The 24,973-nt window shown below is 71.0% G+C and carries 23 protein-coding genes; 12 read left to right on the top strand and 11 right to left on the bottom strand.

Annotated features, from left to right (window positions below):
• Positions 1-108: 108 nt before the first annotated feature.
• Genes ABZ342_RS05475 through ABZ342_RS05465 form a run of 3 tightly spaced genes read right to left on the bottom strand, consistent with a single transcriptional unit; the run spans position 109 to position 3,384 of the window.
• Positions 109-1,707 (bottom strand): ATP-binding cassette domain-containing protein, encoded by a 1,599-nt coding sequence (locus ABZ342_RS05475; protein ID WP_360468987.1) that lies wholly within the window; start codon positions 1,705-1,707, stop codon positions 109-111.
• Complete coding sequence (locus tag ABZ342_RS05470) at positions 1,704-2,765, bottom strand: CbiQ family ECF transporter T component (protein WP_360468984.1); 1,062 nt, start codon at positions 2,763-2,765, stop codon at positions 1,704-1,706. The genes ABZ342_RS05475 and ABZ342_RS05470 overlap by 4 nt, the downstream gene beginning before the upstream one ends.
• Positions 2,755-3,384: a hypothetical protein gene (locus tag ABZ342_RS05465; protein ID WP_360468981.1), complete on the bottom strand. Its 630-nt coding sequence runs from the start codon at positions 3,382-3,384 to the stop codon at positions 2,755-2,757. The genes ABZ342_RS05470 and ABZ342_RS05465 overlap by 11 nt, the downstream gene beginning before the upstream one ends.
• Positions 3,385-3,450: 66 nt before the next feature.
• On the opposite strand from ABZ342_RS05465, the gene ABZ342_RS05460 reads away from it, so the two are divergent.
• The 3 genes from ABZ342_RS05460 to ABZ342_RS05450 all read left to right on the top strand — a co-directional run bounded on the left by ABZ342_RS05460 (position 3,451) and on the right by ABZ342_RS05450 (position 6,186).
• Complete coding sequence (locus ABZ342_RS05460; RefSeq protein ID WP_360468979.1) at positions 3,451-4,356, top strand: Gfo/Idh/MocA family oxidoreductase; 906 nt, start codon at positions 3,451-3,453, stop codon at positions 4,354-4,356.
• Between the two features lie 260 nt (positions 4,357-4,616).
• Positions 4,617-5,270: a VanZ family protein gene (locus ABZ342_RS05455; RefSeq protein ID WP_360468976.1), complete on the top strand. Its 654-nt coding sequence runs from the start codon at positions 4,617-4,619 to the stop codon at positions 5,268-5,270.
• A gap of 181 nt (positions 5,271-5,451) precedes the next feature.
• Positions 5,452-6,186, top strand: a complete 735-nt coding sequence (locus ABZ342_RS05450) for a GNAT family N-acetyltransferase (RefSeq protein WP_360468973.1) — start codon at positions 5,452-5,454, stop codon at positions 6,184-6,186.
• Here ABZ342_RS05450 and arfB read toward each other — a convergent pair.
• The 6 genes from arfB to ABZ342_RS05420 all read right to left on the bottom strand — a co-directional run bounded on the left by arfB (position 6,183) and on the right by ABZ342_RS05420 (position 11,118).
• Positions 6,183-6,599 carry an alternative ribosome rescue aminoacyl-tRNA hydrolase ArfB gene (gene arfB / locus ABZ342_RS05445; protein WP_155549356.1) on the bottom strand — a complete coding sequence of 139 codons (417 nt, stop codon included), beginning with the start codon at positions 6,597-6,599 and terminating at the stop codon, positions 6,183-6,185. The two genes, ABZ342_RS05450 and arfB, sit on opposite strands and share 4 nt — an antisense overlap.
• Positions 6,600-6,647: 48 nt before the next feature.
• Positions 6,648-7,718, bottom strand: a complete 1,071-nt coding sequence (gene purM / locus ABZ342_RS05440; protein ID WP_155548000.1) for a phosphoribosylformylglycinamidine cyclo-ligase — start codon at positions 7,716-7,718, stop codon at positions 6,648-6,650.
• Positions 7,719-7,747: 29 nt separating this feature from the next.
• Positions 7,748-9,274, bottom strand: coding sequence for an amidophosphoribosyltransferase (gene purF, locus ABZ342_RS05435; protein ID WP_155548001.1), 1,527 nt, complete (start codon positions 9,272-9,274; stop codon positions 7,748-7,750).
• A 117-nt stretch (positions 9,275-9,391) separates the two neighbouring features.
• Entirely contained in the window at positions 9,392-9,697 is a 306-nt protein-coding gene (locus ABZ342_RS05430) for a hypothetical protein (protein WP_155548002.1), read from the bottom strand.
• Complete coding sequence (locus ABZ342_RS05425; RefSeq protein ID WP_360468969.1) at positions 9,684-9,923, bottom strand: DUF397 domain-containing protein; 240 nt, start codon at positions 9,921-9,923, stop codon at positions 9,684-9,686. Before ABZ342_RS05425 ends, ABZ342_RS05430 begins: the two co-directional genes overlap by 14 nt.
• 316 nt (positions 9,924-10,239) lie before the next feature.
• Positions 10,240-11,118 carry a helix-turn-helix transcriptional regulator gene (locus ABZ342_RS05420; protein ID WP_155548004.1) on the bottom strand — a complete coding sequence of 293 codons (879 nt, stop codon included), beginning with the start codon at positions 11,116-11,118 and terminating at the stop codon, positions 10,240-10,242.
• A 200-nt stretch (positions 11,119-11,318) separates the two neighbouring features.
• On the opposite strand from ABZ342_RS05420, the gene ABZ342_RS05415 reads away from it, so the two are divergent.
• Entirely contained in the window at positions 11,319-12,116 is a 798-nt protein-coding gene (locus ABZ342_RS05415; protein ID WP_360468965.1) for an SAM-dependent methyltransferase, read from the top strand.
• A 34-nt stretch (positions 12,117-12,150) separates the two neighbouring features.
• Here ABZ342_RS05415 and ABZ342_RS05410 read toward each other — a convergent pair whose 3' ends face one another.
• Positions 12,151-12,531: a sterol carrier family protein gene (locus ABZ342_RS05410; protein WP_360468962.1), complete on the bottom strand. Its 381-nt coding sequence runs from the start codon at positions 12,529-12,531 to the stop codon at positions 12,151-12,153.
• Positions 12,532-12,593: 62 nt separating this feature from the next.
• Between ABZ342_RS05410 and ABZ342_RS05405 the strand changes: the two genes are divergently transcribed.
• The 6 genes from ABZ342_RS05405 to ABZ342_RS05380 all read left to right on the top strand — a co-directional run bounded on the left by ABZ342_RS05405 (position 12,594) and on the right by ABZ342_RS05380 (position 18,231).
• Positions 12,594-13,292 carry a type VII secretion system-associated protein gene (locus ABZ342_RS05405; RefSeq protein WP_155548006.1) on the top strand — a complete coding sequence of 233 codons (699 nt, stop codon included), beginning with the start codon at positions 12,594-12,596 and terminating at the stop codon, positions 13,290-13,292.
• Between the two features lie 99 nt (positions 13,293-13,391).
• Complete coding sequence (locus ABZ342_RS05400) at positions 13,392-14,192, top strand: lysozyme (protein ID WP_155548007.1); 801 nt, start codon at positions 13,392-13,394, stop codon at positions 14,190-14,192.
• Between the two features lie 188 nt (positions 14,193-14,380).
• A complete protein-coding gene (locus ABZ342_RS05395) occupies positions 14,381-15,250 on the top strand; it encodes a lysozyme (protein WP_360468958.1) in 870 nt (289 codons plus the stop codon).
• Positions 15,251-15,432: 182 nt separating this feature from the next.
• Complete coding sequence (locus tag ABZ342_RS05390; RefSeq protein WP_360468955.1) at positions 15,433-16,341, top strand: hypothetical protein; 909 nt, start codon at positions 15,433-15,435, stop codon at positions 16,339-16,341.
• A 4-nt stretch (positions 16,342-16,345) separates the two neighbouring features.
• Complete coding sequence (locus ABZ342_RS05385; protein ID WP_360468952.1) at positions 16,346-17,410, top strand: pentapeptide repeat-containing protein; 1,065 nt, start codon at positions 16,346-16,348, stop codon at positions 17,408-17,410.
• Between the two features lie 62 nt (positions 17,411-17,472).
• Positions 17,473-18,231, top strand: coding sequence for a pentapeptide repeat-containing protein (locus ABZ342_RS05380; RefSeq protein WP_360468950.1), 759 nt, complete (start codon positions 17,473-17,475; stop codon positions 18,229-18,231).
• Positions 18,232-18,927: 696 nt separating this feature from the next.
• Here the strand turns inward: ABZ342_RS05380 and purL are convergent.
• A complete protein-coding gene (purL, locus tag ABZ342_RS05375) occupies positions 18,928-21,210 on the bottom strand; it encodes a phosphoribosylformylglycinamidine synthase subunit PurL (RefSeq protein WP_360469233.1) in 2,283 nt (760 codons plus the stop codon).
• 361 nt (positions 21,211-21,571) lie between these two features.
• Here purL and ABZ342_RS05370 point away from each other — a divergent pair, with 361 nt between their 5' ends.
• Both ABZ342_RS05370 and ABZ342_RS05365 read left to right on the top strand, forming a co-directional pair.
• Positions 21,572-23,206, top strand: a complete 1,635-nt coding sequence (locus tag ABZ342_RS05370) for an ABC transporter ATP-binding protein (protein ID WP_360468948.1) — start codon at positions 21,572-21,574, stop codon at positions 23,204-23,206.
• Positions 23,203-24,948 (top strand): ABC transporter ATP-binding protein, encoded by a 1,746-nt coding sequence (locus tag ABZ342_RS05365; protein WP_360468946.1) that lies wholly within the window; start codon positions 23,203-23,205, stop codon positions 24,946-24,948. Before ABZ342_RS05370 ends, ABZ342_RS05365 begins: the two co-directional genes overlap by 4 nt.
• Positions 24,949-24,973 lie beyond the last annotated feature (25 nt).

Below are 24,973 nucleotides of genomic sequence, written 5' to 3'. Positions count from 1 at the left end.
CCGCTGGTCGCGCCGGCCGCAAGTCACGGCCCCCGCCCGCCCGCCGCCGCGAAACCGCCAGCACCTCCCGGCCCCCGCCCGCCCGCCCCCGCCCCTCCGCCGCCCTCCTCATGCCAGGGCTTCCGCTACCTCGTCCACCGTCAGCCACTGCTCCGGTGCCAGGATCTTCGCCACCTGCGGGGCGAACGCCGGCGACGCGACGATCACCTCCTTCGTCGGGCCGTCCGCGACCACCTCGCCCTCGGCCAGCACCACCACGCGGTGCGCCACCGTGGCCACGAACTCGACGTCGTGAGTGGCCAGCACTACCGCGTGGCCCTGCGAGGCCAGCTCTCGCAGGGTCGACGCGAAGCGCCTTTTCGCGTGGTAGTCCAGGCCGCGGGTGGGCTCGTCGAGCAGCACGACCGGTGGGGCCGATGCCAGCTGGATCGCCAGCACCACCGCCAGTCGCTGCCCTTCCGAGAGGTCGCCGGGGTGCGCTTCACCGGCTATCCCGGGGGCCAGCCGGTCCAGCAGGGCCCGGGCCGTTCCCGCCGGGACCTCCGATTCGGTGTCGGCCTGTACGCACTCGGCGTCGACCGAATCGAGGTACAGCAGGTCGGCCGGGGTCTGCGGGACCAGCCCGACGCGCTGACGGGCCACTCGTGGCTTGAGCGACGCGGGATCCGCGCCACCGACGTCGACCTTCCCCGCCGACCTCGGGCCGCTGCCCTGCACCGCCCAGAGAAGCGACGACTTGCCGGAGCCGTTGCGTCCCATCAGCGCGATCACTTCCCCCTGCCCGACACGCAGGTCCACCCCGCGCACCGCCAGGACATCTCCGTATCGGACCACCACCCCTCTCACGTCCAGTGCTTGACCGGTCACCGAGAGGGTACGACTCACCACCGACAATTTCTGAAGCCGAGAGCGCAAGGGGCCCGCGACCCGGCGAGCGTCCCGCACCGACAACGGCAACGGCGACCACCCCGCCAGCCGTCCCAGCTCGGCGATCGGCGGCGCGATCGACGACGTCGCCAAGATCTCCGACGGCGGTCCGGACCGCACCGAACCGTCGCCCGGCAGGTACAGCACCCGGTCCGCGTACTGCGCCACCCGCTCCATCCGGTGCTCCGCGACGACCACCGTCGTCCCGAGGTCGTGCACCAGCCGGGTGATCGCCGCCAGCACCTCCTCGGCCGCCGTCGGGTCCAGCGCCGACGTCGGCTCGTCGAGCACCACGACGGACGGGTGCGCCGTCAGCACCGAGCCGATCGCGACGCGCTGCTGCTGCCCGCCCGACAAAGTCCGAAGTGGACGGTTGCGCAGCTCCGCGATCCCCAGCAGGTCCAGCGTTTCCTCGACGCGCTTGCGCATGACGTCCGGCGCCACCGCGAGCTGCTCCATCGCGTACGCCAGCTCCTCCTCGACGGTGTCGGTCACGAACCCCGAAAGCGGGTCCTGCCCGACCACCCCGACGACCGAAGCCAGCTCACGCGGCGGGTAGGCAGCGGTGTCCAGCCCGTTCACCAGCACCCGCCCGGCCAGACGTCCGCCGGTGAAGTGCGGGACGAGCCCGTTGATCGCGCCGAGAAAAGTCGACTTGCCGGCCCCGGTCGGTCCCGCGACCAGGCACAGCTCACCCTCCTCGACCAGCAACGAGACGTCCGAAAGCACCGGCCGCGAGGCGTCCGGGTAGGTCACTGTGACCCGCGAAAACTCGATCACCGGACCACCCCGGGAGGACGAGGCGCCGCGAACGCGGGCACCACCGCGATGAGCAGGGAAACCACGTGGAGCAAGGAGACCTCCGGCCACCGCAACGGGCTCAACGACGGGTACAGGTTCGCCGGATCGACTTGAGCGGAAAGAAAGAGCGAAACGCACGACGCGACCCCCGCGAGCACCACCAGCGTCTCCGGCCACCCCCACGAATCCGGCCGGTACGCCGTCCGCCGGACTCGCCGTCCGCCGAGGACGAACCCCACGACAGCCACCGCCAGGCCCACCGCCAGCAGCGGCACGCCGAGCCACGACGACGTCCCGTCGAGCACGCCGTAGACGCCGACGCACACGCCCACCAGCCCGAACAGGACGCAAGAAGCGATCAGCGCCCGCACGCCGGGGCTCAGGTACGCCCGGCGCCCGTAGCCCCGGGAGTCCATCGCGGCCGCGAGCCGCAGCGACCGGTTCATCGCGTCCTCCAGCACCGGCACCACGATGCCCTTCACCGCCCGCAGCCCGCGAGTCCGCCCCGCCCGCAGCCGCCGGGCGCGTCGCACGCGCTGGACGCTCTCGACGAGCTGCGGCGCCACCGTCAGCGCCACCGTGACCGCCGTACCCACCTCGTACAGGGCCCCTGGAACCGCCTTGAGCAGGCGTTTCGGGTTGGCCAGGGCGTTCGCCGCGCCGACGCAGACGACCATCGTGGCCAGCCGCAGGCCGTCGTAGAACCCGCCGAGGAGCGCCTCCGCCGACGTCGGCCCGAGCAGCGACAACCCGGCGGTCAGCGGGATCCGGGGCAGCGCGAGGAGGACGTGGCCGCCGTCCTCGCCGCCGACCAGGATCCGGAACAGCACGCGCGACGCGACGATCAGTGCGCCGACGTACGCGTAGAGCCGGAACGCCAGCGCCCACGGCGCGTCACTCCGCCGGTTCGCGACCACGAAACCCGCGATGGCGATGATCAGGCCGAGCAGCAGCGGGTTCGTCGTCCGGCTCGCGGCGACGGCCAGCGCGAGCGCCCAGACCCACCAGGCGCCGGGGTGCAGCGCCCTACTGCGCACGCCGGCGACGGGCGACGACGATCCCGGCGCCGGCGACCACCACGATCACGACGGCCCCGATGACCAGGCCCCAGGGGAACGAGCTGCCCTGCTCGGCGGGTGCCTGAGCCGGAGAGGCCGCCTGCCGGACCGGCGCGACGCGAGGCGGCGCCGGCAGGTCGTTGACCGACTTCGGCCGCGCGAACGCCCAGCCCTCGAAGCCGTTCGCGACCGGCTTCGACGTCTGCGCGCCTTCCTGGCTCGACTCCCACGTGCCGCCGGGCTTCGCGTGCCAGTAGCTCCAGTACGCCGTCGCCGACGGCATCCCCGCGCACGACTCGACGTCCGGACCCGGCTTGCCGTCGATCCGGCAGGCCACGGCGAGGCCGTACTTCTGCGAGCCGGCGACGTCGACGCCGGCCTCCTGCAGGGCCGCGATGCCGTTCGCGGGCGTGCCGGGCGCGCAGCGGATCAGCGACTGCGGGCCCAGGTCGCCGAAGTCGACGACCACGGTGACCCCGGCACCCTCGGCGCAGGACCCCTCGGTCCCCGTCGCCGACGCGGGCGCGGCCCCGGCGAGGCACGCCCCCAGCAGCAGGGCAGAGGCAGCGGAGAAACGGGCGAAGCGCGCGGCGATCATGCGAGAACCATAACCAGCCGCGGACGCGGTTCCGGCGCGACGAGCGACACACCTAGACTGCGGCTCGTGGGACAGCTCATCGCGGACGGACAGCTGCGCGTCGGCCTGATCGGTGCCGGCCCGTGGGCGACCACCATCCACGCGCCCGGCCTGGCGGATCACCCCGGCACGGCGCTGACCGCGGTCTGGGCCCGGCGGCCCGAGGCCGCGCAAACGCTTGCGGACACGCACTGCGCGGCCACCGCGAGCAGCGTCGAGCAGCTGTTCGAGCAGGTGGACGCGGTCGCGCTGGCCGTTCCGCCGTCGGTACAGGCCGAACTGGGCGTGCGCGCGGCCGAAGCCGGGAAGCACCTGATCCTGGAGAAGCCGATCGCGGCCGACCTCGCCGGTGCGCAGCGGCTCGCGGACGCCGTCGCGGCCGCGGACGTCGCCGCGCTCGTCGTGCTGACCTTGCGGTACTCCGCGCAGACCCAGGACTGGCTCGCGGACCTCGCCCAGGCGGGCGGCTGGGCCGGTGGCGGCGCGCGCTGGCTGTCCGGCGCCCTGCTCGGCGGCCAGTACGCCGCTTCGGAGTGGCGCCAGGACGACGGCGGCGCGCTGTTCGACATCGGCCCGCACGCGCTGGACATGCTGGACGCCGCGCTCGGCCCGATCACCGAGGTCGTGGCGGCCCGGCAGAGCCCCGGCGACCTCTGGCACCTGATGCTGGCGCACGAGAACGGCGTGGTCAGCACCGCGACGCTGTCGCTGCGGCTGCCGGTGCAGCCGACCGTGGTCGAGGTCGCCGTCTGGGGACAGCACGGTTATCGGACGCTCGGGCGCAAACCGGGCACGGCGCAGGAGTCCTACACCGCGCTGCTGGACGACTTCGCGGCGATGATCGCCAGCGGCACCACGACGCACCCGTGCGACGTCCGCCGTGGTCTGCACCTGCAGAACCTCCTCGAGCAGGCCCGGACGCTGGCCGAGTAGTACACAGGCCCGCATCGCGGGTTTACGTTGTGAAGTAAGGCTTCCTCACAAACTCCCCGAATTCATCCACAGGGTTGTCCACAGGATCCACTGTGGACGGTGCGCCTCCCGACCGAACCACGGGAACCTTCGTCGCGCCACCGGAAAGATCACCGAATAGTGCGGTCCGCTCGGACTGCCGAGACGATCTTGTGATGCGAAGGTGATCTTGGGAGGGCACGCGCATCGAAGTTTCTTGAGGGGTTCGAGAGAGGAGGCGCATGGAAGCCTTGCTGCGCGCCTTCTGGGGGATGATTCCGGTTTCGGCCATCGCGCTGCCGTACGCGCTGCTCGGCTGGCCACTGCTCGCGGCTCGACGGCGGCGAAGACTGCCCGCCCGGTACGCGACCGCGACAGCCGGCGTCGACAGCGCCGCATTCCTCGTCGCATTCCTGGTGTTGTGCCTGGTCACGATGCCCGTCGGCACCTCCGGCGTGAGCACGCTCGACCTCGTTCCCGGCGCCGACATCACCGCGGCTTTCAGCGACGACGGGTCGCTCTGGCAGGTGATCGGCAACGTCCTGCTGCTGTGCCCGCTCGGCGCCTTGCTGCCTTTGAGGATGAGCCGCCTGCGCACCCTGCTGCGGATCGCGCTGGCCGCGCTGGTCGCGTCCGTGCTGGTGGAAGGTACGCAATATCTGATCCACACCGGCCGCGTGACCTCGACCGACGACGTCCTGCTCAACACGGCGGGCGCGACGCTCGGCGCGGCCCTCAGCCGTCGCGGCTGGCGGGCGCTCGACCCGCCGCCGCCGGTGCCCGTCACGATTCCGGCGCAACGCCGGACGATCTGCGAAGCCCCGCTCAGGATGCGGGTCCCGCGTTCGGTCTGGGACACGCGCTACGCGGCCGTCGCCCACCCGGAACGCCAGTAAACCGCTTGCGAGCCGTGCCAAGATGGCCGGGAAGAGCCCGTTTCGAGTCAAGGAATGACCGCCTATGCCTGGCGCCGCCTCCGGCGTCGGCCCCCGCTAGGCCTGACGCCCAGCGTTCCGCCCGCCAGCCCGTCCGGGGCCGCGGTTCCTTGACATGCTCTCGAAAGGCTCCAACCCAGCGATGTCCGCTATTCAGGCTTATGTCCGCAAGACGGCGCCGCGCGGCCGGAACACCGAGCAGGTCGGCCCCTTCCTGGCCACCTACTCACCGGGCACGGCCCATCCGATGCTCAACTACGCGATCCCGGACGACGGCGCGAAGCCGACGGCGGCCGAGATCGGCGCCCTGACCGAGGCGTACCGGCGGCGGGACCTGCTCCCGCGGCTCGAGTACTTCACCGACGTCGCCCCCGACCTGGAGAACCTGCTGGTCGAGGCGGGGTACGCGCTCGAACGCCGGGTGCCGCTGATGACCTGTTCGCCGGCCGACCGGGTCGATCGGCCGGCTCCGGCGGGGATCCGGCTGCGGGCGCCGGAGTCCACCGAAGACTTCCGGCGCATGCGAGCCGCGCAGAACATCGCGTTCGGCGAGGCGCCGGAGATCAGCGACGCCGAGGCCGACCGGCTGAAGACCACCGGACGGCACCTCCTCGCGGAAGAGGCCGGCGTGGTCGTCGGCGGCGGGGTCGCGCTGGACATCGTCGACGGCACCACCGAGGTCGCCGGGATCGCCGTGCTCGAGGCGTACCGGAGGCGCGGGATCGCCGCGGCGCTCACCGCGCGCCTCACCCGCGACGTCCACGAAGCCGGCGCGCACACCGCGTTCCTCACCCCGGGTGACCTGGGGATCGGCACCGTCTACGCCCGCGTCGGCTACCGGCCGGCGGGTGAGTGCGTGCACTTGTCGCTGAGCTAATCGTCGAAGCGGCCGGAGCGGCCGCGTTTCACGTCGCTCCGGCGCTTCTTCGACGCCAGGCGGCGCTCCTTCGAACCGCGGGACGGCTTCGTGGCGCGCCGCTTGGCCGGCGGCGGCGCCGACGCGTCCTTCAGGAGGTTCGTCAGGCGGCCGCGGGCCGCTTCCCGGTTCTGCAGCTGCGAGCGGTGTTCGCTGGCCGCGATCGTCAGGACGCCGTCGACCAGCCGCGAGCCGAGCCCGGCCAGGACCCGGTCACGCAGGTGCTCCGGGATCGACGGCGACGAAGCGACGTCGAAGGACAGCTCGACGCGCGAGTCGGTGGTGTTCACGCCCTGGCCGCCCGGGCCGGACGAGCGCGAAAAGCGCTCGCTCAACTCGGCTCCCGGGATCGTGAACCGGGAGCCGATCACCACGTCTTCGGCTGCCACTCGACCAGTGTGACAGCTGCGATCAAGTACGTTTCAGAAGCGCGGGTGGTCGCCCGAGAGAACCGCGCGCGGGCCGTCGACGTCGCCGGCGGGCTGGACGTCACCCAGGATCCACGCGGGGACGTGCCGCGCGGTCAGCATGGCCAGCGCCCGGTCGACGTCTTCGGCGCCGACGATCGCGACCATGCCGACGCCCATGTTGAACGTCTTCTCCAGCTCGGCACGCTCGACCTTGCCGCGCTGGCCGATCACCGCGAACACCGGCGCCGGCGTCCAGGTCCCGCGCTCGAGCCGGGCGACCAGGCCGCGCGGCATGACGCGGGCCAGGTTCGCCTCCAGGCCACCGCCGGTGATGTGCGCGAACGTCCGGACCTCGGTCTCGGCCGCGAGCGCGAGGCAGTCCTTCGCGTAAATCCGCGTCGGCTCCAGCATCTCCTCGCCGAGGGTGCGGCCGAACTCCTCGACGTGCCCGCTCAGCGGCATCCGCGCGATGTCCAGCAGGACGTGCCGGGCCAGGGAGTAACCGTTCGAGTGCAGGCCCGACGAGCCGAGCGCGAGCACGACGTCCCCCGGGCGGACCTTTTCCGGCGAGAGCAGCTGCGACGCCTCGACGACGCCGACCCCGGTGGCCGACATGTCGTAGTCGTGCTCGCCCATCAGGCCCGGGTGCTCGGCGGTCTCGCCGCCCAGCAGCGCGCAGCCGGCCTGGACGCAGCCCTCGGCGATGCCGCCGACCAGCGCGGCGATCTTCTCCGGATGCACCTTGCCGACGGCGATGTAGTCCTGCAGGAACAGCGGCTCGGCGCCGGTCACGACGAGGTCATCGACGACCATGGCGACCAGGTCGATGCCGACGGTGTCGTGCTTGTCCAGCGCCTGCGCGACCGCGATCTTGGTGCCGACGCCGTCGGTCGACGACGCGAGCACCGGCTCCTTCCACTTGTCGAGCCTCAGGGAGAAGAGCCCGGCGAAGCCGCCGACGCCACCCAGGACCTCGGGGCGCGTGGCCCGCGCGGCGTGCGGCTTGAGCAGCTCGACGGCTTGGTCACCGGCGTCGATGCTGACGCCGGCGGCGGCGTACGTGGCGCTCGTGGACTCGCTCACGGTGGAAGGACTCCCTCTGGAAGGAACTGCTAGGGACGCCGGACGGCGTCTTCGGCACCGTACCCGGCGGAGCTGACCGGAGTTGCCGCGCCATTGACCGAGTCGAGGCTTTCGAGCAGGTGCTTGCCGATCAGCGCGTCCTCCGGGAGCGCGATCGGGTACTCGCCGGAGAAGCACGCCGTGCACAGCCGCGACTTCGGCTGTTCCGTGGCCGCGACCAGGCCGTCGAGGGAAATGTAGCCCAGCGAGTCGGCCCCGATCGAGCGGCGGATGCCGTCGAGGTCGACGCCGTTCGCGACGAGCTCGGCCCGCGACGCGAAGTCGATGCCGTAGAAACACGGCCAGCGCACGGGCGGCGACGCGATCCGGACGTGCACCTCGAGCGCACCGGCCTCCCGCAGCATCCGGACCAGCGCGCGCTGGGTGTTGCCGCGGACGATGGAGTCGTCCACCACGACCAGGCGCTTGCCGCGGATGACGTCGCGCAGCGGGTTGAGCTTGAGGCGGATGCCCAGCTGGCGGATGGTCTGCGACGGCTGGATGAACGTGCGCCCGACGTAGGCGTTCTTCACCAGGCCGGTGCCGTAGGGGATGCCGGAGCCCTGCGCGTAGCCGATGGCGGCCGGGGTGCCGGACTCCGGCACCGGCATGACCAGGTCGGCCTCGACCGGCTGCTCGGACGCGAGCCGGCGGCCGATGTCGACGCGCGTGGCGTGCACGCCACGGCCGGCGATCGTGGTGTCGGGACGGGCGAGGTAGACGTACTCGAAGACGCAGCCCTTGGGGTCCGGGCTCGCGAAACGGGACGAGCGCAGGCCTTCCGCGTCGATCGCGATGAGCTCGCCGGGCTCGACCTCGCGGACGAAGGACGCGCCGACGATGTCGAGGCCCGCCGTCTCGCTCGAGACGACCCAGCCGCGCTCGAGCCTGCCGAGGACCAGGGGGTGCACGCCGTGCGGGTCACGCGCCGCGTAGAGCGTGTTCTCGTCGGCGAAGACCAGGCAGAAGGCGCCCTTGAGCGTGGGGAGCAGCTCCATCGCGGCGGCTTCGATGCCCTTGTCGGCGGCGTTCGCCGCGAGCAGGCCGCAGACCAGGTCGGAGTCGCTCGACGAGCCGGTCAGGCCCGCGTGCGGCTTGAGCCCGGCGGCGAGGGTGCGCTCGCGCAGCTCCGCCGTGTTGACGAGGTTGCCGTTGTGCGCGAAGGAAAGGCCGCTGCCGGTCGCGGTGGTGCGGAAGATCGGCTGGGCGTTCTCCCAGATCGTCGCGCCGGTGGTCGAGTACCGGCAGTGCCCGACGGCGATGTGCCCCTGCAGCGACTGCAGGATCTGTTCGTCGAACACCTGGCTCACCAGGCCGAGGTCCTTGAAGACCACGATCTGCGAGCCGTCGGAGACGGAGATGCCGGCGGCCTCCTGCCCGCGGTGCTGCAGGGCGTAGAGGCCGTAGTAGGTCAGCTTCGCGACTTCTTCCCCGGGAGCCCAGACGCCGAAGACGCCACACTCCTCACGGGGTTCCGGGTCGGGCTGGTCGGACACGACTTGCGGGTCGGAAACCACCGAGGAGCTCCTGGGAAGACGTGGTCAGGCCAGCTTCAGTGTAGACGGTGCGAACATGCGTCAGGCCCCGCCCGACGTGGTACTGACCACTTCGGACAGGGCCTGAAGTCTTCATGCCTAGCAAGCATCCGGCAGCGAGAGCATCTCCGCGAGCACTTGGGCGCCTTCACCGCTGCGGCGCCACAGCCAGCGCTCCGGCTCGAAGATGTTGTCTTCGGTACCGGGCATCCGGATCGCCTCCACGTCGTCTTCGGCGTTGAGCCGGACGACGTCCACCACGTCATCGTGCACCCGCACACCGACGACGGCCAGGACCTCACCGCGCTCGTCGGCGGGGTGGACGAACTGGTAGCCGCGGGCCACCAGCGCCTGCAGTCCGGTTTCGATGTCGAAGACGGGGGCGACGGCCTCAGCCGAGGACATCGTCGAATTCACCGTCCTTCGCGCCGGCCAGGAACGCCGCCATCTCCGCGCGCGTGTAGACGAGCGCCGGACCGGTCGGGAACCGCGAGTTGCGCATGGCGATCTCACCGGTGGTCAGCGGCGCGACCTCGACGCAGTTGCCGACGGCGCCGCTGTAGCTCGCCTTGCGCCACTCGGCCCCGGAGAGCCGGTCGGCCGGGATGCCGTTCTCGAATCGCTCAGCCATGGTCCACCTCTCGATGCGGAAAACCTTGTCGAGCAATGCATCTGCATGTGCATTTGCCCGCGTATCGGAGGCTAGCACGTGTGCCTGCAACGGTAAATGCACGTGCAGAATTTCATGCAAAGTTCTCGGACGGTAAAGGATCACCAGGTCACAGTTAACCTATCGGGTGATAGTTAGAGACCCTAATGGGTTAACAACTACGAGTAGTCACCGCTGACCGGGGCATTACCCGGGAGTGCCGCCGACCCGCGGATACCAACGGTGACCACCTACCGGGAACACGTCGACGCCGGTGAAGCGGTTCACCAGGGCGTTCTCAGATCTCGGCGCGCCGCTTCGCGAGCAGCGCCCGGCTCCGCTCCGGCGTCTCGGAGTCGACCGCCAGCATGTCGAGCGAGCGGCTGTACTTCTCGATCTCTTCGCGCTTCTCGATGTAGTGCGCGCCGGTCAGGTACTCGACGTACGCGATGTTCGGCAGTTCCGGTTCGCCGAACCGCAGCAGCGAAAACGCGTGCTCCGCGGACAGCCCGCTCCGGGAGAACGGGAGTATCTGCACCGACACGTGCGGCAGCGCGCTCATCTCCAGCAGGTATTCGATCTGCTGCTTGAGCACCTTCATCCCGCCGATCGGCCGGTACAGGACGGACTCGTCGAGCACCATCCACACGCGGGGCGCGTCCGGCCTGCTGAACATCTTCTGCCGGCGCATGCGCAGCGCGACCAGCTGGTCGACGCGCTCGTCGGCCATCTCCGGACGGCCGTGGCTGAAGATCGCCCGGGCGTACCCCTCGATCTGCAGCAGGCCCGAGACGTACAGCGGCTCCCAGATCTGGATCCGGGCCGCGGCTTCTTCCAGGCCGACGAGGTCGGTGAACCAGTTCGGCATCGTGTCGCCGAAGCGGCGCCACCAGCCCGGCTCGTTCGACTGCTTGACCATGTCGAGGAACGTCTGGCGCTCGGTGGAGTCCTCGACGCCGTACATCGTCAGGAGGTCGGTGACGTCGCGTTCCTTGAAGCCGACCCGGCCCAGTTCCAGGCGGCTGATCTTCGACTCGGACCCGCGGATGTTGTACCCGGCCTGCTGGCGGGTGATGCCGGCCTCTTCACGGAGGCGCCGCAGCTGCGAGCCCAGGATCATGCGGCGCGCAGTGGGGCCGATGTTCTGTTCGCCTGCGGACGCGTTCACCGCGTTCATTCCCGGACCTTCCGCGCTCACGTCACCAGGGGGTTCTAGCCCGACTACCGAAAGTACACGTTAACCCGTCCTGCGCAAAGAGGTGACCCGGTTTACCCCATGCGCGCGTCGGCCTACTCTACGTAGAGTACGAGACTTTCGACACAGAACTTGCGAGGTTCAAGATGCCCGAAGCCGCGACCCGGACCGAACGAGTTCCTGTGGGGGTCGACCCGACCCGAGCGAGCATCGCGCGCGTGTACGACGCCTTCCTCCTCGGGAAGGACAACTACGAGATCGACCGGGAGGTCCTGCACAAGGTGCAGCAGGCCGCGCCGGAAGCTCAGGACCTCGCCTTCGAAAACCGCGGTTTCCTCATCCGCGCGTGCCGCTTCCTCGCCAGCCAGACCGGCATCACCCAGTTCCTCGACCTCGGATCCGGCCTGCCGACGGCGGAGAACACCCACCAGGTCGTCCAGCGGATCAACCCGGAGACCAAGGTCGTCTACGTAGACAACGACCCGGTGGTCCTCGCGCACGGCCGCGCGCTGCTCGAAGAGAACGAGCACACCCACTTCGTCGCCGAAGACATCTTCGAGCCGCAGCGGATCCTCCAGAACGAGGTCGTCCGCGAGCACATCGACTTCACGCAGCCGCTCGTGCTGCTGCAGATGGGCACGCTGCACCACTTCAAGGGCGACCACGACCGGCCGGCCGAGATCATGCGGGAGTACGTCGACGCGCTGCCGTCCGGCTCCTTCGTCGGGCTCAGCCACTTCTCCGACCCCGAGAACGAGGACTCCGCGACCGCGCGCCGCATGGAGGACTTCTTCGTGCACAGCCCGATGGGCTCGGGCACGTTCCGGACGCAGAAGGAGATCGAGGCGCTGTTCCCCGGCCTCGAAATGGTCGACCCCGGTGTGACGCTGTGCGCCGACTGGTGGCCGGACGGCCCGCGGCTCAAGGAGCTCAACGTCGCGCAGCGGACGATCTCCGGCGGCGTCGGCCGCAAGCCGTAGCCCGGCCCGCTCCCGCCTTCCTCCGGATCCGGAATCAGATCCGGAGGAGCGGGAGCCAGTGGGAAAGGTCGGCCCGGGTGCCCGACGCGGACACCCGGCCGTCCGCCACCGCCGTGGTCCAGTCCAGCCGGCCGGTGGCGAGCTCGAGCCACGTGCGCGGGTCGGTCTCGATCACGTTCGGCGGGGTGCCGCGGGTGTGCCGCGGCCCGTCCACGCACTGCACCGCCGCGAACGGCGGCACGCGGACCTCGACGGTGCGGCCCGGCGCGTCGGCCGCGAGCGCGCGCAGGCTGAGCCGGACCGCCGCGGCCAGCTCCGGCCGCGCCGGATCGGGGGCGTCGCCTTGCAGCCACCCGGAAATCGCCAGCACCGCCGCACGTAACTGTCCGGGGTCGACCGAACGCGAAGAGGCCATGGGCAAACAGTAGAGTGGCGCACCAAGACTTTTCAGGCACACCCGAGAACGTGGGGATGTAGATGGCGCAGCGGGACGAGGCAGATCGGATGGTTTCGCAGCAGCCCACCGGAAGCGGGGCCGATCGCCCGGGCAAGCACAGCAAGCACAACCGCGCCGCGCGGCGCGGCGGCCAGCAGGCGCGGCGCTCCGGCAAGCACGGCACGCCCGAGATCACCTCGGAGATGCGCGCGAACGCCCGCGCCAACCCCGACAGCTGGCTCTACGTCATCGACGAAGCCTTCGACCCGAACGGCCCGGTGCCGTCGTGGGCGGTCGTCGGCGCCTACCCGGTGAACGGCGCGGGCGACGTCGTCGCCGACTTCCACCCCAACGACCGCTACCGGCCTTCACCCAAGGCGCTCGGCTTCCCGGAGCCGTCGAACGACCTCGAGCAGCTGCTGCAGCTCGTCCGTACCGAGCACCGGCCGGCGTCGGACCTGCCGAAGGTCGTCCTCGACTCGACGCTGTTCGTCTACGCGATGTCGCCGGTGCAGCGCACGGTGATCGGCTTCCACAACACCGACGGCCGGGTCATGGTGCCCGCCTACACCCGCAAGGCGCTGGTGCCGCGCGAGTGGCCGCACGCCCGCGCCGTGGTCGGCCGCGACATCGTCGGCCTGCTCGGCGGGCACCCCGTCGCGATCAACCCGCACGACCTGATCACGGCCGTCGTCCCGGCCGAGCACCTGCTGAAGGCGCTGGCCGACGAACCGCGCTGACCTGCGGATTTAACTCCATCGGGTGACCACCCGAGTCGCCGGATCGGCGACTCGGGTGCATCGTGAGGCTGGACAAGACTCACGAGACCGGTGGGGAGCATGAGGGTGAGACGTCGTGCACTGCTTCCCTTCGCCGCTGCCGTCCTGCTCGTCGCCGGACCGGCGCCGGCGGAGGCCGACGACATCTACGCCGGCGCCGCGGACCACTACGCCGGCTCGCAGATCGCCAAGGTCGAAGGCGTCGACGCGGCGCCCGGCCCGCTGTACGCGACCGACGACCAGCAGCTCGGGCACGACGTCAGCGGTCACCAGGGCCCGGTCGACTGGCCCGGCGCGGCGCGGACGGGCGCGAAGTTCGTCTACGTCAAGGCGACCGAGGGCACCGGGTTCGTCAACCCGCAGTTCGCCCAGCAGTACAACGGTTCCTACGACGCCGGCCTGATCCGCGGCGCCTACCACTTCGCCCGGCCGGACATCTCCGACGGCGCGTCGCAGGCGCGGTACTTCCTGGCCCACGGCGGCGGCTGGTCGGCCGACGGCCGGACCCTGCCCGGCGCACTCGACGCGGAGTACAACCCGTACGGCGAAACCTGCTACGGCAAGGACGCGGCCGGGATGGTCCGCTGGATCAGCGACTTCTCCGAGACCTACCGCGCGGCGACCGGGCGCTACCCGGCCATCTACACGTCGACGAGCTGGTGGAAGCGCTGCACCGCGAACAACGGCGGCTTCGGCGGCAATCCGCTGTGGATCGCCCGCTACAACACCTTCATCGGCGAGCTGCCCGCGAGCTGGAGCGTCCACACGATCTGGCAGTTCGCCGACAGCGGTTCCCTGCCCGGCGACCAGAACTGGTTCAACGGCCCGGCCGACCGGCTGCGCGCCCTCGCGCTCGGCTGACCGGCCTCACGAATTATAGGTGTTAACCGGTCACCGATTGACGATCTTCTTCCCGGGAAAATCACCCACACGTATACCCAATTTCACGGAACTGAGTGACAAAGCGCCCCTTCGTCCTCACAATCGTGCACGGGCGGCTACCTGCAGTAAGCCGTCCTCAGCGAGGGTATCTGTGAAGGGATTCAACGATGTCCACTTCCCGAAGAAGGCGGCTGTTCGCCGCCCTGGTCGTCCCGGCCACGCTGCTCCTGCTCGGCAGCACGGCCCAGGCGGCGACCTTCTCCCCCGAAGCCGACCCCGTGTCCGCGATCAACGCGGACATCGCCCAGCACGACCACGAACTGGGGTCGCAGATCCGGCGCGTCGAAGGCGACAAGTCGACCCCGGACTCGCAGAAGGCGGCGCAGCAGCCACAGCCCGGCCAGGCGATTCCCGGCCAGGTGCTGGCCACCGTGGCCGGCATGGACGTCGCCGGCTACCAGGGCAACGTCGACTGGGCGAGCTGGTGGAACCAGGGCAAGCGGTTCGTCTGGACCAAAGCCACCGAGAGCACCAGCTACACGAACCCGTACTTCGCGCAGCAGTACAACGGCTCCTACAACCAGGGCTTCATCCGCGGCGCCTACCACTTCGCGACCCCGAACACCGCGAGCGGCGCCGCGCAGGCCAGGTACTTCGTCGCCCACGGCGGCGGCTGGTCCAAGGACGGCCGGACGCTGCCGGGTGCACTGGACATGGAGTACAACCCGTACGGCGCGACTTGTTACGGGCTGAGCAAGGCGGGCATGACGTCGTGGATCCTCGACTTCCACGATACCTACCACTCCCTGACCGGCCGCTACCCGGTGATCTACACGTCGACGAGCTGGTGGGGCAGCTGCGTGAGCGGTGACTTCTCCAGCACGGCCCCGCTGTGGGTCGCGCGGTACGCGTCGTCGGTCGGCACCCTGCCCTACAACTGGGGCTTCTACACCGTTTGGCAGTACACCTCGAGCCCGCTCGACCAGGACACCTTCAACGGTGCCTACGACCGGCTCCAGGCTCTCGCCAACGGCTGACCCCTGTCCCCGCCACCCCGGCTCCCGGATCCGTGACGACTTCGCGTCGTCACGCCCGGGAGCCGGTTTCATGCCGTACCGTCCGACCTTGCAGAATGCTGCTCACCACGTCCTGGGGGAACCGCACAGGCCTTGCGGACGTCGGAAGCGCACGAACATCCAGCGCCCGGAAGGCATGAAAGATGACGTACCCGCCTCAGCCGGGCCAGCCCGGCCAGCCCGACCCGTACGGCCAGCAGCCCCAGTCCGGTGGCTTCCAGCAGCCGTACCCGCAGCAGGGTGGGTGGGACCCCAACCAGCAGCAGCAGCCGTACCCGACGCAGCAGTACCCGCAGGGCTGGGACCCGAACCAGCAGCAGGGCTACCCGGCGAACCCGCAGCCGCAGTGGGGTGACCCGAACGCCCAGCAGCCGCAGCAGACTTGGGGCGACCCGAACGCGCAGCAGCAGTCGGCGTGGGCGGACCCGAACGCGCAGCAGTACGGCCAGCAGGCCTGGGACCCGAACCAGGGTGGCCAGATGGCGGGCTGGGACCAGTCCGGGGGCTACGGCCAGGGCTTCGGCGGGCCGCCGGCGCCGCCGAAGCAGGGCAAGACCGGGCTGTGGATCACCATCGGTGCCGTGGTCGTCCTGCTCGCGGCCGTGGGGATCACCGGCTTCGTCGCGCCCGGCTTCTTCCTGTCGAAGGACAACAACGTCGCGGCGCCGCCGTCGTCGAGCACGTCCGCCAAGCCGTCGACGCCGAAGACGACCCCGAAGAAGACCACGCCGACCACGAAGCCGTCTTCGCCGAGCGGGGGCGGGGCGGACGCCAAGGTCGTGCTGCAGGGCTTCATCGACAAGCTGAACGCGGGCGACACCCCCGGCGCGCTCGCGCTGGGCTGCTCGGACTCGAAGGACCTGCTCGACTCGTGGCTCAAGACGTTCCTCAAGCCGCCGCTGCAGCTCGAGCTCGGCGACGTGCCGGACGACGAGTTCCTCGTCGAGGGCCAGGTCACCGGAACGTCCGCGGGCAAGAACGTCAAGGGCACGCTGAGCGCGACGAACTTCGACGACAAGGGCTTCTGCGTCAGCACGATGCTGGTGTCCTGACCCGGTGAAGCTGTGGCGATCACCGCTGGCGTGGACGTTCCTCGCGTCGGTGGTGCTGCTGGCCGGGGTCGGCGGCTGGTTGCTGACCGACCCCGCCACCAGCCGCAGTGACGCGCTGAAAACCGGCGGCTTGGCCGGCGGCGCGATCGTGGCGCTGTACGCGCTGTGGCTGAACGACCGGCGCCGCCGCGTCGAGGAGCGCCGCCAGGACATCGAGCGGCAGCGGCACGAGCTCGAGTCCCAGCGCGCGGAGCTGGACCGCGAGCGGGTGGCCGACGAGCGGTTCGCGAAGGCCGTCGAGCTGCTCGGGCACGCGGCCGACCAGGTGCGCGTGGGGGCGATGCACGCGCTGGCGGGGTTGGCGCGCAGCCGTCCGGAGTACACGCAGACGGTGCTGGACGTGTTGTGCTCGTACTTGAGGCGGCCGTTCGACGTCGAGGAATCCGAGGGGCCGGAACGGGAACGCGAGCTCACGGTCCGGCTCACGGCGCAGCGGCTGGTTTCCGACCTGCTGCCCGGCCGGGACGCCGAAGGCCCGGCGTACGACCTGGACCTGACCAGCGCGACGCTGGAGTACTTCGATCTTTCGGGCAAGCTGGTCGGCGGCCTCCTGCTGCGGTACGCGTCGTTGCGCAGCAGCACGAACCTGAGCGGCTGCCGCTTCAGGGGCCGGGTGTACCTCACCGCGGCGGGCACCGGAGACGGCCGTCTGGTGGGCCACTTCCGGTGCCGTGGAACGGTTTTCGAGAGCCACGCCTGGTTCAGCGGAACGACCTTCACCGAGGACGCGGAATTCACGGCGACGACGTTCGCCGGCCGGACGACGTTCAAGGACGCGAAGTTCGCCAAGGACGCGGTGTTCACCGACGTGGCCGTCACCGCCGAGCTGGACCTGCGGCGGACGTCGTTCGGCGGCCAGACGGACTTGCGGTTCGCGTCGCTGCCGGAGTCGGTTTCGCTGTACAACACCCGGGTCCAGTCGGAGAAGACCGTGCAGCTGCCGGCGAGCTGGGCACTGGAGGAACTGCGCGACGGCGAATCCCGGATCGTCTCGAAGGTCGGCAAGTGAGGCGACTGCGCGTCTCACCCCTGGCGACGGCATTCCTGGTCAGCGCGGCGATCTTCGCCGGAGTGCTGGTGTGGCTGCTCGCCGACCGCGCGACCAGCCGGGGCGACGCGCTCAAGACCGCGGGGCTGGCGGGTGGCGCGGTCGCGGCGTTGTACGGGTTGTGGTTGAACGACCGGCGCCGTCGCGTCGAGGAGGACCGGCACGAACTCGAACGCACGCGCATCTCCGACGAGCGGTTCGCGAAAGCGGTCGAGCTGCTCGGGCACGACGCCGACCAGGTGCGCGTGGGGGCGATCCACGCGCTGGGCGGAGTGGCGCGGTCGCGGCCCGAGACTAACACGCAGACGGTGCTGGACGTGCTGTGCGCGTACTTGCGGCGCCCGTTCGCGCACCCCGAGATCGACAAGGTCGACGATCCGGCTGCCGCCGCGCGTGAGCTGCAGGCCCGGCGTACGGCCCAGCGGGTGATCCGCTCGTTGCTGCCGGACGCCGGTTCGGGCGGGCCGGCCTACGCGCTCGACCTTTCGGGGGCGCGGCTCGACCGGTTCAACCTGTCGGGCAAGGAGGTGGGCCTGCTGGGCGCGCAACGGGCGATGATCGTCAACAGTGTTTCGTTCACGGACACGTCGTTTTCGGGTTCCGTCTTTTTCACCGGGGCCAGCGTGCACGGGCCGGTGGATTTCGTGCGGACCAAGTTCGGGGCTGGGACGGGGTTTCGGGACTTCACTGCTCACGATGAGGTGAGTTTTCGGGAGGTTTCGTTTGCCCTGCCGCCGGATTTCGGGCAGGCCAGCTTGCCTGAGGGGACCGAGGTGCCCTGAGCGGTCCCGCGTTTTCGGGTGGGCTCGGGCAAGGTGCTGCTGTGACGATCCGGCTTCCGCCGAGGTCGGCCGCCACCGCGACCAAGGCTATGACCGATCGGTCCAGCCGATCGCACGCAAGCCCGAACCGCGGGTACACCGCACTCGCAAGCCGCCCACTCACCAGCCGCGTGCACCCGCCTCGCGGGTCAGCACAGCCCCGCCCTTCCCTTGCAGGGCCCCGGCAAAGTCGAGGGGGCGGTTTCGGCGGCGCTGGTCTGCGGGGACCTGAATGACTCATTCAAGACGTTGGCGGAGCTGCGGGTGAGCGAGCCACTGCGACTTTGCCGGGCCCCCGCCCTCCCTTGGGGGGTGTCCCTATGGGGTTGTCAAGCCGCAGCGGGGGCCGGAGTGGGTTCGGGGTGGCGGTAGTGGGTGCCGTTGCAGAGCATCGCGTAGAGGACGTCGCAACGGCCGATCGGTCCAGCCGATCGCACGCAAGCCCGAACCGCGGGTACACCGCACTCGCAAGCCGCCCACTCACCAGCCGCGTGCCCCGCCTCGCGGGTCAGCACACTCCGAGCAGCCCCCGCCCTTCCCTGGGGGGGCGTCCCCGAGTCCAGTCTATCGGCGGGGTGCGACGAACCCCCGGGAAAAGCTCACCCTCCCCCGACCTGCCCACATTCGAACCACCCTGTGGACAGGTCCGGGGATCCGTCAGTCGAACAGGGCCGGGAGGGTCTTCTCCCAGGGCTCGCGCAGCTCGTCGAGCGTGAACTCCGTGATTCCCTGCAGCTCCAGGGTTCCCGACTCCGGGTCCACCACGCCCGTCCGGCGCCACGGCAACCCGCGCGCCGTGCACATCTCCGTGAAGCGGAGCTCCTCTGTGCGGGGGATCGCCACCAGGACGCGGCCCGCCGACTCGGAGAACAGCTGGACGAACGGGTCCTGGGTGTCGTCGAGGAACACTCGGGCGCCGCACTGTCCGATGAGGACGGTCTCGACCAGTGTCTGGATCAGGCCGCCGTCGGACAGGTCGTGCGCTGCCGAGATCATTCCGTCACGGGAGCCCGCCACCAGGATCTCGCCCAGCAGCTTCTCGCGCGCCAGGTCGACGCGCGGGGGGACGCCGCCGAGGTGGCCGTGGAGCTCGCGGGCCCACGCCGAACCGTCCAGCTCGTCGTGCGTTTCGCCCAGCAGCAGCAGGGTTTCGCCCGCCTCCGCGCCGATGCCCGTCGGGATGCGGCGGGTCACGTCGTCGATCACGCCGAGGACGCCGATCACCGGCGTCGGCAGGATCGCCGTCGACCCCGTCTGGTTGAAGAAGCTCACGTTGCCGCCCGTCACCGGGATGCCCAGCTCGACGCAGCCGTCCGCCAGGCCGTGCACCGCCTGTTCGAACTGCCACATCACGCCCGGGTCGGTCGGGGCGCCGAAGTTCAGGCAGTCCGAGACCGCCACCGGCGTCGCGCCGCCCGTCGCCACGTTGCGGTACGCCTCCGCCAGCGCCAGCTGCGCGCCGCGGTACGGGTCCAGGTACACGAACTTGCTGTTGCAGTCCGTCGCCACCGAGACGCCGCGGCCACTCGACTCGTCGATCCGGATCATGCCCGAGTCGGACGGCTGCGAGAGCACGGAGTTACCGCGCACGTACCGGTCGTACTGCGACGTCACCCATTCCTTGGAAGCCTGGTTGGGCGAAGAGATGAGGCGAAGCACGTCCGCGCGCAGTTCGTCCGGAGTGGATGGACGCGGCAGCTTCGCCGACGTGTCCGCGATCAGTGCGTCCTGAGTGGACGGACGCTCGATCGGCCGGTCGTACACCGGGCCCTGGTGGGCCACCGTGTGCGCCGGGACGTCGACGACGACCTCGTCGTTCCAGGTGATCACCAGGTGCTCGCCGTCGGTGACCTCGCCGATGTCGGTGGCGATGACGTCCCACTTGCGGCAGACCGCCATGAACGCCTCGACGTTCTCCGGCGAGACGACCGCGCACATGCGCTCCTGCGACTCGCTCGAAAGCACCTCCGCCGGCGTCATCCCGGTGGCGCGCAACGGAACCCGGTCGAGGTAGATGTGCATGCCGCCGTCGCCGGCCGCGGCCAGCTCGGACGTCGCGCAGGACAGCCCGGCGCCGCCGAGGTCCTGGATGCCGACGACGAGCTTCTGCTCGAACAGCTCGAGGCAGCACTCGATGAGCACCTTCTCCGTGAACGGGTCGCCGACCTGGACGCTTGGCAGCTTCTTGCGGCCGCCCGAGGACTCGTCACCCGAAAAGGTGTCACTCGCGAGAACGGACACGCCGCCGATGCCGTCGAGGCCGGTGCGCGCGCCGAACAGGATGATCTTGTTGCCGGTGCCGGACGCGAACGCCAGGTGCAGGTCCTCGACGCGCATCGCGCCGACGCACAGGGCGTTGACCAGCGGGTTCCCGGCGTAGGACGGGTCGAACACCAGCTCGCCGCCGATGTTCGGCAGGCCGAGGCAGTTGCCGTAGCCGCCGACGCCGGCGACGACACCGGGCAGCACGCGCTTGGTGTCGGGGGCGTCGGCCGGGCCGAAGCGCAGCGCGTCCGAGACCGCGAGGGGCCGCGCGCCCATGGCCATGATGTCGCGGACGATGCCGCCGACGCCGGTCGCGGCGCCCTGGTACGGCTCCACATAGGACGGGTGGTTGTGGCTCTCCACCTTGAAGGTGACCGCCCAGCCCTCGCCGATGTCGACGACGCCCGCGTTCTCGCCGATGCCGGCCAGCATCTTGGCCTTCATCTCGTCGGTGGCGGTCTCCCCGAAGTAGCGCAGGTGCTTCTTCGACGACTTGTAGGAGCAGTGCTCGCTCCACATCACCGAGTACATGGCCAGCTCGGCGTCGGTGGGCCGGCGGCCGAGGATTTCCCGGATGCGGGCGTACTCGTCGTCGGCGAGCCCGAGCTCGCGATACGGCTGGCCGTGGTCCGGGGTCGCCCCGGCGCGCTCGGTGGTGTCAACGGTGCTGGTCACGGTGTCCGTGTCAGGGTTCGCCACGGCCGCCAGGATACGGGGCGCTCCCGGCCGGCCCGGACGGTGGGCCCGCCGGGATCGAGCGGACGCCGGCGGGTGTGACCGAGCTGACATCGAGGGCCCCGCTGTGACTTCCCGGCGCCTGGGGACAACTCGGCGGCACCACGCGCGCCTGGGGACAACTCGGGTGCGCGGACCCGGAATTGTCGGCCCCCGCGAGTAACGTTGAAACCGGGGGTCCCCCCACGGGCGGGCGGAGCACGAAAGAGACTCCGGGCCGGGCGCGAAAGAGGGCGTGCGGGCGCGAGGGCGCCGGAAAATCGGTCGCCTTCCGCTGGTCGGCGGCTTACCGTCAGGAATCGTGCTTTCCGCCACGTATCCCTTTCCGCCGCTGCGGCTGCCCGCGCGGCCCAGTGCGAGCCGCTTCCTGCTCGCCGTGTTCCGGGCCCGGCTCGGCACGGTGCTGGGCGCTGCCGCGCTCGGTGTCGTCTGGGCGCTGCCCGGTGCGCTGGTGCCGCTGGTGATCGGCCAGGGCATCGGCGCCGTCAGCGCGCACGACGGCGCCGCCGTCTGGCGCTGGGCACTGGCCGCCGCCCTGCTCGGGGTGGTGCAGACGCTCACCGGGACCTGGCTGCACTTCCTCAACTACGGCCTGTGGCTGCACGGCGCGGGCTCGACGCAGCGCGCCGTGTCGGCGCACACCACGCGCGTCGGCGCCGGCCTGCGGGAGAAGACGACCACCGGCAACCTCGTCGCGATCTCCACGACCGACATCAACCACATCGGCAACACCGTCGAGATGACCGGCCGGGCGTTCGGCTCGCTGCTGGCGTTCGTCGTGGTGGCGGTGTGGCTGCTCTCGACGTCGCCGCTGCTCGGCGTGGTCGCGCTGGTCGGCGTGCCGGTCGCGGTGCTGGGCATCGGGCCGCTGCTGGCGCCCCTGCAGAAGCGCAAGGCGAGCCAGCGTGAGAAGCGCGGTGACGTCAACGCGCTCGGCGCGGACATCGTGTCGGGCCTGCGGATCCTGCGTGGCATCGGCGGTGAGCGGCGGTTCTTCACCCGCTTCCGCGACACGAGCCAGCGGGTGCGGCGGGCCGGCGTCGAGGTCGGCAAGGCCGAGGCGTGGCTGGCCGCGGCGGAGATCGCGATGCCCGGCCTGGTCACCGTGGTGATCACCTGGCTGGGCGCGCGGCTGGCCGTGGCCGGGGAGATCGGCGTCGGGCAGCTAGTGGCGTTCTACGGCGTTTCGGCGTTCCTCATCTGGCCGGTCACGGCGGCGACCGAGGCGGTCGGGGCGATCACGTCCGGCCTGGTCGCGGCGCGGAAGGTGGTGACGCTGCTGGCCATCCACCCGAAGCTGGCGGACCCGGAGAAGCCGGTCCGGCTGCCCGCGGGGCCGCTGGAGCTCCTCGACTCCGAGTCCGGCGTGCGGGTCGCGGCCGGGCGGCTGACGGTCGTCGACTTCGGCGCCGACGGCGAAGCGGTGGCCGACCGGCTGGCGCGGTTCGCCGACCCGGCCGAGGGCGAAGAGGTGCTGGTCGGCGGCGTCCGGGCGGACCACGTCGCGCTCGCGGAGCTGCGGCGGCGGATCGTCTACGCGCACAACCAGGACATCTGGTTCTCGGGCGTGCTGCGCGACCAGCTGGCGCCGGCGCGGCCGAGCGGCGTCGGGATCACCGAAGCGCTGTACGCGGCCGACGCCGACGACATCGTCGAGGCGCTGCCCAACGGCATCGACGAGGTGATCGGCGAGCGCGGGCGCGAGGTGTCCGGCGGCCAGCGGCAGCGGCTGAACCTGGCCCGCGCGCTGGCGACCGACGCGGACGTCCTGGTGCTCGACGAGCCGACGTCGGCGGTCGACGCGCACACGGAGGCACGCATCACCGAGCGCGTCGCGGCGCTGCGCCGAGGCAAGACCACGGTGGTGTTCAGCCAGAGTCCACTGTGGACACATGTGGCCGACGAGGTATTCACGGCGAAGGTGGTGACGGTGTGAAGCGGCTCCCCACGGCGTCCCGGCGGGACGTCCGGCGCTGGGCGCTGAAGACGGCGGCGAACCACAAACGTGAGTTCGGCCTGCTGCTGGGCTCGCTGGCCGTGGCCACGCTGATCGGGCTGGCCGGGCCGCAGCTGCTCGGCTCGCTGGTCGACGACGTCGCGGCGGGCGCGACGACGGGCCGCGTCGACGTGCTGGCGATGGTGTTCGTCGGAATCTTGGCGCTGCAGGCGGTGGCGCGGAAGATCGCGCGGTTGCGCGGCGCGGTGTTCGGCGAGCTGGTGCTGGCCGAGACGCGCGAGGAGTTCGTCGGGACGGCGTTGCAGCTGCCGCTCGGGACGGTCGAGGCGGCCGGCACGGGCGACCTGCTCAGCCGCGCCACCACCGACCTCGGCCGGATCGACCACGCGGCGCGGTTCGCGGCGCCGGAGATCCTGATCGCGGCGGTGACCGTGGTGTTCACGGTCGTCGCGATGGTGGTGACGTCGCCGCTGCTCTCCCTGGGCCTGCTGATCGCGGTTCCGCTGCTGGTGAGCGTCAACGTCTGGTACCAGCGGCGGATCCCGGCGCTGATGCAGTGGATGCTCGACCGGTGGGCGGACCTGACCACCAGCGTCCACGAGACGGCGGAGGGCGCGCGCACGGTCGAGGCGCTCGGGCTGACCGAGCGGCGGGTCGACGCGGCGTACGACGCTCTGGACCAGAGCATCCTCGGCGAGCGGCGGATGCGGGCGCTGCAGCTGCGGTGGCTGCCGTCGCTGGAGATCAGCTACGTGCTGCCGCTGGCGGTGATGCTGCCGCTCGGGCTGCTCGCGTACACGCGCGGCTGGGCCGGGCTCGGCGAGATCACCACGATGCTGCTGTACGTGCAGGCGATGTCGGCACCGCTGAACGAAGCGCTGTTCTGGCTGGAGGACCTGCAGGTCGCGGCGGCCGCCGCGCGCCGGATCCTGGGCATCCACGAGGTGTCCCTCGAAGAGTCGCCGAAGGTGACGGAGGTGCCGCGCGGGCGCGACATCGACGTGCACGGCGTCCGGTTCGCGTACACGGCCGACCGCGAGGTGCTGCACGGCATCGACCTGCGCGTCCCCCGCGGCGAGCGGCTGGCGATCGTCGGCCCGTCCGGCGCGGGCAAGTCGACGCTGGGCCGGCTGCTGGCGGGCATCGCGGCGCCGTCGTCGGGCTCGGTCCGGATCGGCGGCCAGGACGTCTCGTCGCTGGCCGACGACGTCCTGCGTGGCGAGGTGCTGCTGTTGACCCAGGAGCACCACGTGTTCTCGGGGACGCTGCGGCAGAACCTGGCGCTGCCGGCGCGTCGGGCGGGTGGCGACTGGACCGACGACGAGCTGCTGGCGGCGCTGACCTCGGCGGGCGCGGCGGACTGGGTGGCGACGCTGCCGTCCGGGCTCGACACGAAGCTGGGCTCGGGCGAGCACCCGGTCCCGGCGGCGATCGCGCAGCAGCTGGCGCTGGCCCGCGTGGTGCTGGCCGACCCGCACACGTTGGTGCTGGACGAGGCGACGTCGCTGCTGGACACGGGTTCGGCTCGCGACCTGGAGCGGTCGCTGAACGGCGTGCTTGCCGGGCGGACGGTGATCGCGATCGCCCACCGGCTGCACACGGCCGCGGCGGCGGACCGGGTCGCGGTGGTCGAGGGCGGCCGGATCACGGAGCTGGGGTCGCACTCGGCACTGCTGGCGGCGGGCGGTTCGTACGCGCGTCTGGTGGCGGCGGCTTCGTAGTCCGGAATGTCCGGAGTGCTCGGCT

Origin of the sequence: Amycolatopsis sp. NPDC005961 (assembly GCF_040629235.1) — a bacterium.
Lineage (GTDB): Bacteria > Actinomycetota > Actinomycetes > Mycobacteriales > Pseudonocardiaceae > Amycolatopsis > Amycolatopsis camponoti.
The sequence above is the reverse complement of the archived record's forward strand: the minus strand, read 5'-3'. Positions and strand labels throughout refer to the sequence as shown.

What these genes read in the sequence shown, in the direction of transcription:
- ABZ342_RS05395 (WP_360468958.1), top strand. Translation starts at nt 14,381, where the DNA reads ATGTCCACTTCCCGAAGAAGGCGGCTGTTCGCCGCCCTGGTCGTCCCG.
- ABZ342_RS05455 (WP_360468976.1), top strand. Translation starts at nt 4,617, where the DNA reads ATGGAAGCCTTGCTGCGCGCCTTCTGGGGGATGATTCCGGTTTCGGCC.
- ABZ342_RS05420 (WP_155548004.1), bottom strand. Translation starts at nt 11,118, where the DNA reads ATGAACGCGGTGAACGCGTCCGCAGGCGAACAGAACATCGGCCCCACT.
- ABZ342_RS05450 (WP_360468973.1), top strand. Translation starts at nt 5,452, where the DNA reads ATGTCCGCTATTCAGGCTTATGTCCGCAAGACGGCGCCGCGCGGCCGG.
- ABZ342_RS05430 (WP_155548002.1), bottom strand. Translation starts at nt 9,697, where the DNA reads ATGTCCTCGGCTGAGGCCGTCGCCCCCGTCTTCGACATCGAAACCGGA.
- ABZ342_RS05425 (WP_360468969.1), bottom strand. Translation starts at nt 9,923, where the DNA reads ATGGCTGAGCGATTCGAGAACGGCATCCCGGCCGACCGGCTCTCCGGG.
- ABZ342_RS05410 (WP_360468962.1), bottom strand. Translation starts at nt 12,531, where the DNA reads ATGGCCTCTTCGCGTTCGGTCGACCCCGGACAGTTACGTGCGGCGGTG.
- ABZ342_RS05400 (WP_155548007.1), top strand. Translation starts at nt 13,392, where the DNA reads ATGAGGGTGAGACGTCGTGCACTGCTTCCCTTCGCCGCTGCCGTCCTG.
- ABZ342_RS05465 (WP_360468981.1), bottom strand. Translation starts at nt 3,384, where the DNA reads ATGATCGCCGCGCGCTTCGCCCGTTTCTCCGCTGCCTCTGCCCTGCTG.
- ABZ342_RS05390 (WP_360468955.1), top strand. Translation starts at nt 15,433, where the DNA reads ATGACGTACCCGCCTCAGCCGGGCCAGCCCGGCCAGCCCGACCCGTAC.
- ABZ342_RS05405 (WP_155548006.1), top strand. Translation starts at nt 12,594, where the DNA reads ATGGCGCAGCGGGACGAGGCAGATCGGATGGTTTCGCAGCAGCCCACC.